At 54.5% G+C, this 13797-nt stretch carries 11 protein-coding genes; 2 read left to right on the top strand and 9 right to left on the bottom strand.

The annotated features are described in order from the left end of the window. Positions 1-6 precede the first annotated feature (6 nt). Entirely contained in the window at positions 7-903 is an 897-nt protein-coding gene (locus HMPREF1292_RS10125) for a DNA-formamidopyrimidine glycosylase family protein (RefSeq protein WP_021352169.1), read from the top strand. On the opposite strand, the gene pgi is transcribed toward HMPREF1292_RS10125, so the two are convergent. The 7 genes from pgi to HMPREF1292_RS10090 all read right to left on the bottom strand — a co-directional run bounded on the left by pgi (position 900) and on the right by HMPREF1292_RS10090 (position 8992). Next, positions 900-2570: a glucose-6-phosphate isomerase gene (gene pgi / locus HMPREF1292_RS10120; protein ID WP_021352168.1), complete on the bottom strand. Its 1671-nt coding sequence runs from the start codon at positions 2568-2570 to the stop codon at positions 900-902. The two genes, HMPREF1292_RS10125 and pgi, sit on opposite strands and share 4 nt — an antisense overlap. Beyond that, complete coding sequence (locus HMPREF1292_RS10115) at positions 2567-3679, bottom strand: cation diffusion facilitator family transporter (protein ID WP_021352167.1); 1113 nt, start codon at positions 3677-3679, stop codon at positions 2567-2569. The genes pgi and HMPREF1292_RS10115 overlap by 4 nt, the downstream gene beginning before the upstream one ends. Positions 3680-3762: 83 nt before the next feature. After that, the gene (locus HMPREF1292_RS10110; RefSeq protein WP_023019785.1) at positions 3763-5862 is read right to left on the bottom strand and encodes an N-acetylmuramoyl-L-alanine amidase; all 2100 of its coding nucleotides are present in this window, start codon (positions 5860-5862) and stop codon (positions 3763-3765) included. A 296-nt stretch (positions 5863-6158) separates the two neighbouring features. After that, positions 6159-6686: a flavin reductase family protein gene (locus tag HMPREF1292_RS10105; protein ID WP_021352164.1), complete on the bottom strand. Its 528-nt coding sequence runs from the start codon at positions 6684-6686 to the stop codon at positions 6159-6161. Positions 6687-6689: 3 nt separating this feature from the next. Continuing rightward, positions 6690-7742, bottom strand: coding sequence for an acyl-CoA dehydrogenase family protein (locus HMPREF1292_RS10100; RefSeq protein WP_021352163.1), 1053 nt, complete (start codon positions 7740-7742; stop codon positions 6690-6692). A gap of 80 nt (positions 7743-7822) precedes the next feature. Then, on the bottom strand, positions 7823-8368 hold the full coding sequence (locus HMPREF1292_RS10095) for an OsmC family protein (RefSeq protein ID WP_023019784.1): 546 nt from the start codon (positions 8366-8368) through the stop codon (positions 7823-7825). A 312-nt stretch (positions 8369-8680) separates the two neighbouring features. Next, complete coding sequence (locus tag HMPREF1292_RS10090) at positions 8681-8992, bottom strand: chorismate mutase (RefSeq protein WP_021352160.1); 312 nt, start codon at positions 8990-8992, stop codon at positions 8681-8683. Positions 8993-9070: 78 nt separating this feature from the next. Here HMPREF1292_RS10090 and HMPREF1292_RS10085 point away from each other — a divergent pair, with 78 nt between their 5' ends. Continuing rightward, positions 9071-11614, top strand: coding sequence for a UvrD-helicase domain-containing protein (locus tag HMPREF1292_RS10085; RefSeq protein ID WP_369707197.1), 2544 nt, complete (start codon positions 9071-9073; stop codon positions 11612-11614). A 5-nt stretch (positions 11615-11619) separates the two neighbouring features. On the opposite strand, the gene HMPREF1292_RS10080 is transcribed toward HMPREF1292_RS10085, so the two are convergent. Together HMPREF1292_RS10080 and HMPREF1292_RS10075 are read right to left on the bottom strand one after the other, a co-directional pair. Continuing rightward, positions 11620-12402 carry a M23 family metallopeptidase gene (locus tag HMPREF1292_RS10080; RefSeq protein ID WP_023019783.1) on the bottom strand — a complete coding sequence of 261 codons (783 nt, stop codon included), beginning with the start codon at positions 12400-12402 and terminating at the stop codon, positions 11620-11622. A 396-nt stretch (positions 12403-12798) separates the two neighbouring features. Continuing rightward, the gene (locus HMPREF1292_RS10075) at positions 12799-13551 is read right to left on the bottom strand and encodes a M23 family metallopeptidase (protein ID WP_023019782.1); all 753 of its coding nucleotides are present in this window, start codon (positions 13549-13551) and stop codon (positions 12799-12801) included. Positions 13552-13797 lie beyond the last annotated feature (246 nt).

The raw sequence follows: 13797 nt of genomic DNA, 5'->3' as shown, positions 1-13797 counted from the left end.
CTCGATATGCCAGAAGGCGATTCCGTCTTGCAGCTCTCCCAGCGCCTGCAATTTCTTGTGGGCAAGACAGTCACGCATACTTCTCTGCGCACCCCGCGCTATGCAACCCACGATTTCTCTGGTGCACGCTGCACAAAAATCTGGCCTTATGGAAAATACTTATTCATGCTTTTCGAGGAGCATATTCTGGCTACGCACCTGAAAATGGAAGGCAGCTGGGCGATGCACCTGGTTGGGGACAAATGGCGCAAGCCTGGCTACACCGCGCGGGTCGTACTGCGATTTGCGCATCAACCGCGCGACATCGAAATCGTGGGGCATCAGCTTGGCTTAGTGCGCGTGCTGCCGGTTGCTGATTATCAACGATTCATCGCAGATTTAGGGCCAGATATTTTAAGTGATGATTGGGAAGACAGCGATGTAGACAGCGATGTAGGGGCGCAGGATAACGAAGGCCGGGAGGCCAGAGAGACTGGTAGCGCAGAGGCGCTACGCCGAATTATGCAACAACCGCATCGCCCCATCGGCACTGCGCTCCTGGACCAAACCAACCTGGTTGGTATTGGCAATGAGTATCGAGCAGAAATTTGTTTTCTAGCTGGTGTTCACCCAGCAAGTCGCGTCGGCAAGCTTGGCTACGAGCGGGTTGCCGAAATTTTGGAGATTGCGCGGCGGATCATGTGGGCGAATAGGCACGAACCGGTACGGGTGACCACCGGAATTAAACGCGCCGGGGAGACAACCTATGTGTTCGGGCGCAATAATCGGCCATGCCGACGCTGCCGCAGCCTCATCGTGTCAGATTCACTCGGTGGGCCGGACCAGAAACAACACGGTGGAATCACCGGTGAACTCGAGCGCATAATCTGGTGGTGCCCACAGTGCCAACCGTTGCTGGATTAGCTGTTGTTTTGACGCTGCTTCCGATACCAATGCAGCAAGTGGTCCGTCGAACTGTCGCCGGAATCGATTTCTTCCGTGCCGGAAACTGCCGGCAAGAGCTCGTCCGCCTGGGTTTTTCCGAGCTCAACTCCCCATTGGTCGAAGGAGTTCACGTCCCATATCACGCCTTGCACAAAGGTGATGTGCTCGTACAACGCGATCAGGCTGCCCAGTACCTCCGGGGTTAATTTTGGCGCCAGAATCGTGGTAGTGGGACGGTTACCAGGCATCACCAGATGGGGGACTAATTCTTCCGCGACGCCTTCGGCAGCAACTTCTTGCGCGGTCCGACCAAAAGCCATGACTTTTGATTGCGCGAAGAAATTACTCATCAACAAATCGTGTAAAGAACCTTCACCGTCGATAGCTGCTAAATCATTATGCGGGCGGGCGAAGCCAATGAAATCGGCTGGAATGAGATGCTTGCCCTGGTGCAGCAACTGGAAGAACGCATGCTGGCCGTTGGTTCCCGCCTGGCCCCAGTAGATTTCGCCGGTGGTATAGTCCACGCCTGTGCCGTTACGGCGCACGGATTTGCCGTTAGATTCCATGGTCAGTTGCTGTAAGTAAGCGGGGAAGCGGCGCAGGTGCTGCGAATAAGGCAAAATTGCGTGGCTGGCTGCTCCGTGGAAATTCGTGTACCACACGCCCAACAACCCCATGAGCACGACGACGTTATCGCTCAAGTCTGTGCGATAGAAATAGTCGTCGATGGCATGAAAGCCATCCAGGAACCGGCGGAAATCTTCCGGCCCAATGCACAGCATCAGCGATAACCCGATCGCGGAAGTTACTGAATAACGGCCACCGACCCAATCCCAGAAAACAAACATATTGTCTGGGTCGATACCGAATTCGCGGACCTTGTCCGCATTGGTAGATACCGCCACGAAATGCTGCGCCACCGCATCCGCGCTGCCGAGTTTGTCGATGAGCCAACGCCGAGCAGCCGTGGCATTAGACAGTGTTTCTTGGGTACCGAACGATTTTGAACTGACGATAAACAAGGTGGTTTCTGGATCTACCACGCCCAAGGTGTCGTTCATGTCCGCTGGATCCACGTTGGAAACATATTCTGCGTGAATTCCTGCGGTGTTGTATTCCTGGAGTGCTAGTGCGGCAAAGGCTGGGCCGAGATCTGAACCACCGATGCCGATGTTCACAATGGTCCGGATTTGTTTGCCCGTAAACCCGGTACGGGTGCCGTCCCGCAGGGAAGTGGCAAAGCGCTCCATTTTTTCCAGTTCGGCGTGGACATCCTGGGTGATGTTCTGGCCGTCTACGAGTAAATCTTGTGTGCCCTGTGAGAGAAAAGACCCAGGTGCCCGGAGCGCGGTGTGTAAGACAGCGCGATCTTCGGTGTTGTTGATGTGTGCGCCGGAGAAAAACCTCTCCCGGGCTTCGCGCAGACCGGCGCGCTCGGCGAGAGCCAACAAGTGGTCATGAATGTTGTCATCGATCCAGTTTTTTGACAGGTCGAGATGCAACTCGCCGGCAGAAAAAGACCACCGCCGGGCACGATCTGGATCCGACTGGAACAACGAGCGAAGATGGAAATCCTGCTCGTCGGCCAGAGCTTTGAGACGCTGCCATTCCGGGGTGGTGGTTATCGATGCAAAAGAACTCACGAAGTTAAATGATACCGACTTGTGCTCGTACGCACGACAGGTGCCCGCCAATTTCGGGTACATGAGACAGCGGTTTTATCCCATAGCTGCCAACCCTGATGCTCGGTGGTGTGCGGATGGTGCGCCGCGGCACGGTCGGCGGTGCTGGTCGCTTTGGTCGGCTGGGCGGCTGAGCAGTGTTCCGTGGTGGGGGAAGTAGTCTCGACTTGCACGGTGGTGCGTGCAATTCCGTACTTGGTGCGCAAAACGTTTTCGACGTGGCGCAGAACTATCTCGTGCTGCCGGGTGGCGACGACGTGCACCGTGGCCACCGCATCCGATCCAGTCAAAGACCACAGATGTAGGTCATAAACCTGCTGCACGCCAGGAATGCGAAGTATTTCGCGCTGGATTGCCACATAGTCTAATCCGGCCGGGGCATGCTGCATCAGTACCGAGAAAGATTGCTTTAACAGGTGCCAGCAACGGGGCAACAAGAGTGCCAGGATGAGCACGGACACCGCAACATCCGCACCGTTCCAACCAGTTGCCCAGACCACCCCGGACGCAAAAATGACTCCGACGGAACTGAGCATATCTGAGATGATGTGCAGGTAAGCGCCTTTGATATTCAGCGAATTCTGCGATGGTTTGTGCAGCAATAGCATTGCTAGCAGGTTGGCTAGCAGGCCGATTGTAGCGACGACCATCATGACTTCGGCAGAAAGTTCAGCGGGATAGTGAATCCTTCGGAGCGCGGCGATCATGATCCACACTGCAATAGCCATCACTAGTAAAGCGTTGAGTGCAGAGGCTATAACCTCGGCACGCGCAAACCCATAGGTTGCCAGCTGGGTAGCTTTGCGCTGACCCCACCACATTGCGAGACCTGCCATGACCAAGCCGACGGAATCAGTGGCCATGTGTCCAGCGTCGGCAAGCAAAGCTAGCGATCCCGACCAGAACGCGCCGACGATCTCCGCAACCAGAATTACGGTGGTCAAGACAATGACGGCTACGAGGCGTACACCCGTTGCCGCGCCATGATGACAGTGGCCTGGTCCGTGTTGGCCCTGGCGTTGCGGACAAGATTGACTTGCGTGCGCAGTTTCTGGGGAATGTGTACACATATGCAAAACTGCTCCTTCCTGGTTGCAGTTAGTTCGTGAATTAACTGCGCGAGTTGGGGCGAGTCATCATGAACTGGTGCGGACTAGTGGTTGTGCGAATCAGCAGGTTCTTCTGCGATATCAATCTGGCCAGTATTTGGGTCATAGGTGATGGATCCGTGCTGGAATTTCACACGGATTGGGGTGGTGCCGTCATAGTTTTCTGGAGTGCTCGTCGGCAAGCCCAGCGTGTTGACCGCCCCGTTTGCCCAGGCGCGTGCGATTTCTCCCCAAAGTGCTTGGGTTCCGGTTTCTTCGGAATCGACGATCACGCCGTTGTCGAAGACAGCGAAGTCAACGTCTGCGCCTAAGCCGGTGTTTGCACCAGCAGTGCCAATGCCAGTGATCGGTGTACCCAAGACGGGTCCCAATAGGGCGTTAATGCGTGCCCATGTCTGCTCAATGTTGGAATCGCCGCTCAACTTCACTACGCGCCCGACCAGACCGGGAATATCACCGAGATTGAGCCCAGGCAGTACTTGGAGTTGTGCCAGGTTATTTGCATCACCGGGCAGGCTGCTGGTTTGAGAGTTTTTCAGCAAAGTCATAACTATTGGGGCGATCACACCAATTGCAGTGGCAGCGAGCTTAGCGAGATCCTGGCCACCATTGCCATTTGGCGACGACGGACGTTGCGGAGGTGTGCTTTGCGGTTGGTTGCCTTGCGGTTGGTTGCCCGGCTGGCTCGGTGTGCCCCCTGGATTTCCCGCGATCATGCTGGAAACTCGGCTATAGGCCTGGTTGGTTGCGGCGCGGATCGACGCCCACTGTTTGACAGCTTCATCGCCGGGGCACTCGGTGTTGACGACATCGCGGTGGCCATGGAAACGGTTGAACGTCCGAGTGTCGCCAGCAGGGTAGCGAGCGTATTGGCTACCTTCGGAGGTCAGCGATACGGTACCGGACGGGTCGAAGCCAGATTGTGCTGCGCGCCAGCCAGCGATTTGGCCGACGGAGTCGATTGTCGGCTGCGGAACTGGCGCGATTTGGTGGTTGCCAATCAATGCGATCCCAAAGGTTCCGGTGTTGTACCCACCTGCATGGGCGCCGAGTACTCCAGCGTTCAAGCCATCGCGGCGGCCTTCATAGATGGTGCCGAACTTGTCGACGAGTGCGTGGTAGCCGATATCGCACCAGCCCAAAGATTGTGTGTGGTACTGGTATGCGCCACGGACCTGTGCCGCAGCGGATTCTCTGGTGTAATTGTTAATCCCTGCGGTGTGGTGCAGTGTCATGGCTTTGTAATCCATACCGGTTGGCCCACAGTTGCCGCGGAAAGATTCGTTGGCGCCCCATGCCTGACGGGTGACCACACTGGGCAGGCCAACGGCAAGGTTTGCGGTCGGCTGAATACCGGCCGGGGTTGCACCTTCTTGGCCATTGACGAAAACGGCGTTGAGCTCTTCAGCTTTTGGTAATGGTGCGACACCGACAGCGTTATCAGTGTGCGTGAGGTCCACAGAATCAGTTACTGGTTGGATTATGCCTTCGGAGGTTTCTAAGCCAGCTTTGGGGGTCCTGATCTGTGGTGCTAGCTCTGGGGCATGATCGTCGGAGTCAGCATGATCATCATGGTCAGCATGACCATCATGGGCGCTGTGGTTATCGTGGGCTTCGGCACCATAAAGGTCCACTCCAGCCAGAGAAACCTGCACCTTGTTGGTTGGAGCAACATAGATCAACTCGGTGCCTTGTTGCGTGGCCTCATCGGGGTTGGGAAGCGGGTGGGTTTCTAGCCATGGGCCCCAAGAGCCATCGGCTGCTTGTGCGCGGAAGAATGCGAGAACGTCACGGTTGCCTTTCCAAGTCAGCGCAAAGGAATCAAATTCTTCTTCTTGCGTAAATTCTTGCACGGCGCGTGATTCGCCTTCTGCGGGGCTGCCGTGCTGGTGATCATGACCGTGGCCGTGGTCGTGAGCTCCTTGAGTAGCAATCGCGGGATCGTCCACGACGGTCGTGGTGCCATTGGAAAAACTTGTGGTTTTCAGGGTGGCTTCGATCGGCTGTTCACCGGCGCTTTGTGTATTTAGCACGTGGTTGCCGCCGAATGCAGCAGCCGCTACGAGGGCGGAAGTGCTGGTTAGCGCGATCGTTGGTGTGAGCCAGCGGGGGCGAGAAGGAGATAGGCGTCTACGCATCCTCATGATGGACTCCTTGTATCTATAAATGAGGGTTAATGCATTTCCGGGCGCGGTAAGATTAATGCAATTTAGTTCATGCTACTGAAGTTACAAGTGTTGCGATTGTTAAGGATGTTTCGACACGCCCAAAAAGAGCGCAAAACATTCGGAGTAACCTGGTTTATGCAACTGCTAGCCTGCGTTGAGGCCTGCGTGCTAGGAAGACCGTCGTCTGGAAATACGAAAACCCGCAAACACCTTAAGGTGTTTGCGGGTTTTGTGGACCTGAGAATCTTGGGTTGGTAGGTTTCTCAGGCTTGTTAAATTGAAGACGGGCGCCAGCCGATCTCTGGCCAGCAGTGGAACTCTCCGCCTTGGTAGAGCAGCGGGGCTACCGATGCGTCGGAATCGCATTCTTCTACGGTTACGATCACGATGGTGTGGTCCCCAGCGGGGGTCTTGGACTGAATCGTGCCCGAAAACCAGGATGCAGCGCCAGAAATTACTGGAACATCGAGTGTAGTCCGGTGGGTTTTCACCCCAGCGAAGCGGTCGACTCCTTTTCTCGCAAATTGTTGAGCCAGCGGTGCTTGACCTTGTGCCAGAACGGAAATTGCAACTGGGTTGCCTACTTTGAGTTTTGGCAGAGAGGAAGAATGGTTGCCCACTGATAGCATGACCAGCGGCGGGTCTAGGGATAGCGAAGAAAAAGCAGATACCGTCATTCCCGCATCTGCTCCCTCATGCAACGTCGTTACCACTGTGGTGCCTTTCGGGAAGGCGCCCGATGCGCCACGCAACTTGTCTTTCAGACTGAAACCAGCGGTCGAATTGTTTGAATCTGTCACTGCTTAGTTTTCCTCGCGTGCCAATTGCCATTTCAGCTGGCCTTCGGAAGGCGACTGCACAGGAATGAACGTGGCCTCACGGTAACGGCGTGAGGCTGGCGATGATTGTGCATAGCCTGCGCCACCAGCTACCCGAATCTCTAGATTGGCGGCCTCTACAGCAGCCTCTGCTGCCCCCAACCGTAGGCGCAATAGGTCGGAGAATGCCACTTGTTGTCCGTTAGCAGATTTTTCCGCCAAGGACTCTTGGGTGTTAATTAATTCGGTGATTTTCTCGTAGGTCTTCGCGACGTCATCGGCGAATACCTCATTGATTCCGACAGTCTTGCCGCTAGCTGCAGCGATTGCAGATTCTGCCACGCCTAAGCATTCCGAAGTTTGTAGCAGCAGAAATGTTGGGCGAACCTTCGGCAGATATTCTTTGAAGTTGGTGGTTAAAATATTTTCTTCTGGGACGAAGACTTCATTAAATTCCACCCATGCAGACGCGGTGGCATTCAAACCTAGCAACCCGAATGGGGTGCCAAGCGTGAGGCCGGAGGCATTGCCGTCAACAACGAATAAAAGTTGCCCGCCCCGATCAGAGTGGGCGCCAGATACTATGACAGAATCCTCAGCCAAGTTTGAAGCCCACTTCAATTTGCCGGATACGCGATACCCGCCGTCGACAGCCTTGGCTTGCAAATCGAGATCCCCTGCACCAGCAGCGAACTTAAATACGGAAGCCATGCCCGTGACGCCTGGTCGGGTGCCGTTTTGGATGGCTTCGATTAGCTGTGGGTGCTGGCTGTCAGCGGCTTTCAGGTAGGTCAAGACCATAAGGTCTGCCCAGGTGCTAAATGCGACAGAAAGATCCTCACGTGCTAATCCACGGACCAGACGGACGGCGGACACCAGTTTGTCGATGTTGAGCAGGCCATGTTGAGCCAATAGCTCTAGGCCGTAGCGCGCTGGCTTTTCACCCTTATCGACGGCGGGTGCGTTTTCCTGCAGCGTTGCGCGGATCTTTTCGTCAAGCTCTAAAGGAGCTAGTTCAATGCTGTTTGCAGTAGTCATGAAAGTCGCCTTCATTGCGCGATTGGAGCTTAGTGATCCTAAGCTCCAATCGCATTGGTGGGAGCGGGCTGGTGTGCGGCCTATACGAGCTCGTGAGTTAGCTTGGCTGGCCGGGTGTAGGTGTTCACCACTGGTGACCACTGAATAGCATCGGCAACCACTTTTTCGATGGTTTCACGGTCGGCATCACCGTCGACGTCTACCTTCACGCGTACGTCAGAGACACCCGGGCGGGCGTCTTCGCGAGGAGAAACGCCCCAAGTTGGGGAGATGTCGATGTCAGACTCGATGTCGATGTTGATCTTGGTCAATGTGATCCCACGGTGGGTTGCAACCGCCTGGATACCTACGGAGATGCAAGCTGCTAGACCTGCCTGCGCAATTTCGGTTGGGTTTGGTGCGGAATCATCGCCGAGCAGTTTGGGTGGCTCGGAAACCAAGGTTGGTTTCAGATCGCGTACCTGGGTGTAATTGCGGAACTGACCATCTGCTTCAGTGTGGGTGCGGATGACCTTTTTGCCACCTTCTGGGTTTTCGGTGTTTTTATTGGCCATCGCCTGGAGGGATTCTCCATCGATAGGCGCCAGTGGCTCGCCGGCCTTGTGGTTTGGGGTGAGATCAGACATGAGAAACCTCCTTGTTGAGTGGCGATAAGCATTTCTGTTGATCACCTGTGAACTAACGTCAGAGTAGCACTCTTGGTCTGCAATCTTTAGACTAAGCTGTCTATGTTTTTGGCGTGGCCTGTCGCAAGCCTGACGGAATTGGGGTTTTAGGTGGGGTGATGGTATTGGATTTGTGTCAGGAAATGAATGCTCCATAGGTGAATAAAAATAGTTTAAGTTGCGGTTTCCACGGCATACTAATGTCTGTGAAATACGTGTGATGCACCGCTTGGTCTGTTTTCGGTGGCGGACCTTAGGCAATTGTCGGGTGGGCTAGCCCAGGTGGCCACGCCCCAAGCGCAGCAGAGCATTGGCGATATCGGCGCCTTCATTGCCCAATTCGTCGCGAAAATAATTGATGATTGCCACTTCGCGTGTATGTACCAGGCGGGTACCCCCGGAACTCATGCGGGTTTTGCCAATCGCTTGCGAAACTTCCGTGCGCCGTTTTATCGCGGACAAGATAATGTCATTCATCTTGTCGATTTCTTCCCGGTAAGCCGCAATTTCCTTGTCGGAGAGTGGATCGTCCGTCCCGGTAGGTGTGCGCACGGGGAAGTTTGCAGCCACAGCATCCATATCCATGTGTTTCATTCTACTGTGGTCGTAGTTACAACTTCGCACTAGACGGTGAAAAACTTTGCGAAATAGTAGTTTGGAAGCATTATGAATTCATCGCCGTTTCACCCTCGCCCACATGACAGAGAGTCCCAGAACTCACCTGCACACAACCCCGAGCCATGGTTTTCTGGCTCACCGCTACAGCCGATCCAGCAGTCGGGTGAGCAATTGGTCTCCGGGCTTAATGCGCAACAACGCGAAGCAGTTGAGCATTCTGGGAGTCCTCTGTTGATTGTTGCTGGTGCTGGTTCCGGGAAAACCGCGGTATTGACCCGGCGTATTGCTTACCTTATGCAGCAGCGTGGCGTGGGGCCGCACCAGATTTTGGCTATTACGTTCACGAACAAAGCCGCCCGGGAGATGCGTGAGCGTGTTGGCAACCTCGTCGGTCCGGTTGCTGACCGTATGTGGGTCGCAACTTTTCACTCAACATGCGTGCGGATTTTGCGCCAACATGCCCAGCTTGTCGACGGCTTGAACACGAATTTCAGTATCTATGACGGTGATGATGCTCGCCGGTTGCTCTCTATGATCGCCAAGGAAATGAACCTGGATCTGAAAAAATTCACTGGGCGGGTTTTGGCAAATGCCATCTCGAACCTCAAAAACGAGTTGCAAGACCCTGCTGAGGCCGCCGCGGCGGCAGCAACAACGAAAAACCCTTTTGACACGACCGTCGCAGAAGTTTATGCCGAGTATCAACGACGCCTTCGCGCAGCTAACGCGGTAGATTTTGATGATTTGATCGCAGAAGTCGTAAGGATTTTCCAGCAACACGAGCAAGTAGCTGAATACTATCGCAGGCGTTTCCGGCACGTGCTTATTGACGAATACCAGGACACCAACCACGCACAGTATGCGCTGGTGGCAGCTCTCGTCGGCAAGGGAAACGGTGCCCGGCCGGGGCCAGAACAAATCAGCGCACCCGAGTTGTGCGTAGTCGGCGACTCGGATCAATCCATTTATGCTTTCCGTGGTGCCACCATCCGAAACATCGAAGAATTTGAACGCGACTACCCGCAGGCGAGAGCAATTTTGCTGGAACAAAACTACCGTTCTACGCAAAATATCCTGACTGCAGCCAACGCGGTGATAACCAATAATGCGGGACGTCGCGAGAAAAAGCTGTGGACTGATCAAGGTGCGGGCGACAATATCATCGGTTACGTCGCAGATAATGAGCACGACGAGGCACGGTTTATAGCTGCAGAGATCGATGAATTGAGCGATCAAGGCTACAGCTACAACGATATTTCCGTGATGTACCGGACGAATAATGCTTCACGTGCGTTAGAAGATATCTTTGTTCGCTCGGGGATTCCATACAAAGTCGTGGGGGGAACCAAATTCTATGAGCGCAAAGAAATCCGCGATGTTGTGGCTTACCTTCGTGTACTTGAAAACCCTGACGATACCGTTAGCTTGCGTCGCATTATCAATACTCCCAAGCGTGGTATTGGTGAAAAAGCCCAAGGCCAGGTTGCTTTGCATGCGGAAAATTACAATATTAGCTTCGGTAAAGCCGTGCAGGCGGCAGCTGCCGGCGAAATCTCAGGGTTGAGTGCGCGCGCACGCAATTCACTGCGAGGGTTTGTGGAAATGATGGCCACTGTGCGTGAGGAAATTCCGTCGCTGAGCAACGAAGTTACTGGACAGCCGCAATTGGGCGAGTTGATCGGCCGGATCTTGGATATCACCGGCTACAAAGCCGAATTAGAAGCGTCTAATGATCCACAGGATGGCACCCGGCTCGATAACCTCAACGAATTAGTTTCGGTAGCGCGTGAGTTTTCTTCTGATGCAGTCAACGCGGCGGGACTAGAAGATAGCGAGATTGATGTAGTTGCTATCGAGGGTGAAGCACCAGCGGGTTCCCTTTCAGCCTTTTTGGAGAAGGTATCGCTGGTGGCAGATGCTGATCAAATACCAGACCACGAACATGGTGTGGTCACGCTCATGACACTGCACACCGCTAAAGGGCTGGAATTTCCAGTAGTGTTTGTCAGTGGCTGGGAGGACGGGCAGTTCCCACATCTGCGTGCGCTTGGGGATCCGCATGAATTGTCTGAGGAACGCCGCCTGGCATATGTCGGTATCACACGGGCCCGTAAGAAATTGTATTTAACGCGCGCAATGATGCGGTCTGCTTGGGGCCGACCTGTTGAAAACCCCGCGAGTCGTTTTTTGGCAGAAATTCCGTCGGAAGTTATCACGTGGAAACGTGAGGAACCTAGTCCTGGCTTTGGCTCCGGGTGGGGTGGTGGATACGGTACTACAGGCTTTAGCGGTGGAAACGATGATGCGTGGTCAGATATTTCCTATGGGGCCCGTCGTTCCCGCCGGATGCGTGGATCCGCTGCGTCTTCCCCTTCGCAACGGAATCAATCTGCCATACCTGAAAAGAAGCCCGGGGGCGCAAAACTGGACCTGGCCGTCGGCGACAAAGTCAATCACGCCAAATATGGACTGGGTACCGTGATTGCTGCGGACGGCCAGGGAGCGCGAGCCACCGTAACGATCGATTTTGGTTCTTCGGGCACTATTCGCTTGATGTTGGTGGGTGCCCCGCCAATGGAGAAACTTTAAGGGAGTTACTTAGCGCCACGCACCGTGATGCCCTGGTTGGCAAACCATGGCACTGGATCGACCGGAGTAGCGCCATCGGGGCGGATTTCGAAATGTAAGTGAGGGCCGGTGGAATGACCTTCGTTACCCATGGTGGCGATTTGATCGCCGGCTTTGACTTTGTCTCCGACGCTGACGCTATAGGAATGAACGTGACCGTAGACGGAAATTTCTCCGTTAGCGTGTTGTACGCGCACCCACTTGCCATAGCCTTGCGCTGGGCCGGCGCTGATAACAGTGCCGTCCATGATCGAGTAAATGGGGGTGCCAATTCCGTTCCCGATATCGATGCCTTGGTGCATCCGTCCCCAGCGCATGCCGTATGGTGAGGTGAATATGCCCTCGGTCGGAAATACCACGGTGCGACCGTCGGCAGTGCTTCCTTTGTCCGCCGTCATGTAGGTGGCGGAAGGAGTAAGTTTCGCAGCAGCTTCAGCCGGATTCGCGTCTGGGGATGTTAGCGGGTCGATGATGATTTCAAAAGCATCGCTGCTGGATTGAATAGACGGAGTGCCGCCGTTCTTGTTGAGCTGTTCTACCGTCCCTGCCAAACCTTCTGCAATGCGTACTAGTGCGTCTAAGTCATAACCGTTGATGGCGGGGGCTTGTGAACTTTCAGGATTGACAGTCGCAGTCAAGGCCGGTTTTGCGTGAGCGACTGGGTTGAATCCAGTGGTGCTCACAGCGACCGCGAGGCCGGCGGCACTCATCCCTACAGTGAGCCGTCGAAAGCGGTGAGAAGGCTTCATACAAGGTCCTGTCTAATCGTGCAGTCTTACAAGGGCTAAAAACGCCGGATGCGGTGAAACGTGTGATGTTTGCGCCCGCAATCGACGATTTCAGAACATCGTTAAAGCTACCGTTATTTATTTGTGATGGCAATGTCATAAGCGCAGGTTAATGGGTAGATTTGTTCGAAAATATTTAAGCTGCCAGCTCACAGGGCGTGTTGCTGATGTGAATGGTGGTGTAATTGTTGCTTAGGTGGTTAGATTTCGGGGGTAGTGTACGGGGGTGTTTTGGGTGTGGGTATGATGGCGAAAACAAAAAACCGCTTACACCCTTGCGGAAATAAAAACAGGCAAGCTGGGTGTAAGCGGGAGATGAAGTTATAAAAGCGGCAGTGGTTCCTGGATGATTTGGGTTTAGACGGAAATGCCACGTTCTGCCAGCCAAGCGGCTGGGTCAACTGGTCCGCCACCACCTGGGTGTACTTCGAAGTGTAGGTGAGTGCCGGTGGAAAAGCCTTGGTTTCCCATGCCCGCGATACGTTGACCAGCGTGCACCTGTTGTCCGACTGTAACGTCCAGGGTGTCCATGTGGCCGTACAGTGAGATGGTGCCGTCTTCATGCTGGATCCGGATCCAGTTGCCGTAACCGGAAGCAGGGCCGGAGTCTAGAACGATACCGTCCATGATTGCCAGGATGGGTGTGCCGTTGACGTTTGCGATGTCGATGCCGTTATGGAATGACCCCCACCGAGGGCCGAAGCCTGAGGTGAATACGCCTTCTGCTGGCTTGACGATGCTAGGCAGGCGAGAGCTCAGGTCAGCGGCGATGCGTTCCGTGGAGTGAGCAACTGCCTTGTCTAACTGTTCAGCCAGGTTTGATACGGGGCGGAATTCGTTGATTTCCAGGATTTGTGGAGCTACAGCCGAGGAAGGTAACAGCGCGTCGGCGTCATTAGCCAGGGTATAATCGACATCCGTGGTGTTGACGGCTGATTCTTGTTCCGTCACCTCAGCGGCATTGAGTTGAGCGGCTGTAGCGCCACCGATGCCTGCGGAGGACACGGTTCCTGCTGCCACCGTTACCAGGGCGATGCGTCCCTTAGCGGTCTGTGACGCGTTGACCTTGCGGTGGCGGCCCCCACGGGATCGAGTGGAAGAACTTTGCATCAATGGTTTCCGTTCCTGTTGCAGCAATTCTCAAGTAATTCGGTGCGTCGTTTCCAGGGCAACATGCTGGCCAGCAAACGAGACGTTGAATTGTAACCTGTCTGTTATCTAACGAATGTAACAATAATGTCTCGGGCGCAATCGATCAACTCTATTCCAGAAAAACTTTAGGCTTTGGCCAGTCTAGCCCCTACATGGGTGTGGTAGCTCACAAAATTTGAGGTTAGTGTGGTTGTTGTGGGCAAT

The sequence above is a fragment of the Corynebacterium sp. KPL1995 genome (genome assembly GCF_000477935.1).
Lineage (GTDB): Bacteria > Actinomycetota > Actinomycetes > Mycobacteriales > Mycobacteriaceae > Corynebacterium > Corynebacterium pseudodiphtheriticum.
Note: the sequence above shows the minus strand (reverse complement) of the source record. Positions and strands in the feature narration are given on the sequence as shown.

Excerpts from the sequence above, each read along its gene's own strand:
- HMPREF1292_RS10100 (WP_021352163.1), bottom strand. The coding sequence starts at position 7,742 with ATGACTACTGCAAACAGCATTGAACTAGCTCCTTTAGAGCTTGACGAA.
- HMPREF1292_RS10080 (WP_023019783.1), bottom strand. The coding sequence starts at position 12,402 with ATGAAGCCTTCTCACCGCTTTCGACGGCTCACTGTAGGGATGAGTGCC.
- HMPREF1292_RS10125 (WP_021352169.1), top strand. The coding sequence starts at position 7 with ATGCCAGAAGGCGATTCCGTCTTGCAGCTCTCCCAGCGCCTGCAATTT.
- HMPREF1292_RS10075 (WP_023019782.1), bottom strand. The coding sequence starts at position 13,551 with ATGCAAAGTTCTTCCACTCGATCCCGTGGGGGCCGCCACCGCAAGGTC.
- HMPREF1292_RS10095 (WP_023019784.1), bottom strand. The coding sequence starts at position 8,368 with ATGTCTGATCTCACCCCAAACCACAAGGCCGGCGAGCCACTGGCGCCT.
- HMPREF1292_RS10110 (WP_023019785.1), bottom strand. The coding sequence starts at position 5,862 with ATGAGGATGCGTAGACGCCTATCTCCTTCTCGCCCCCGCTGGCTCACA.
- HMPREF1292_RS10115 (WP_021352167.1), bottom strand. The coding sequence starts at position 3,679 with ATGTGTACACATTCCCCAGAAACTGCGCACGCAAGTCAATCTTGTCCG.
- HMPREF1292_RS10090 (WP_021352160.1), bottom strand. The coding sequence starts at position 8,992 with ATGGATATGGATGCTGTGGCTGCAAACTTCCCCGTGCGCACACCTACC.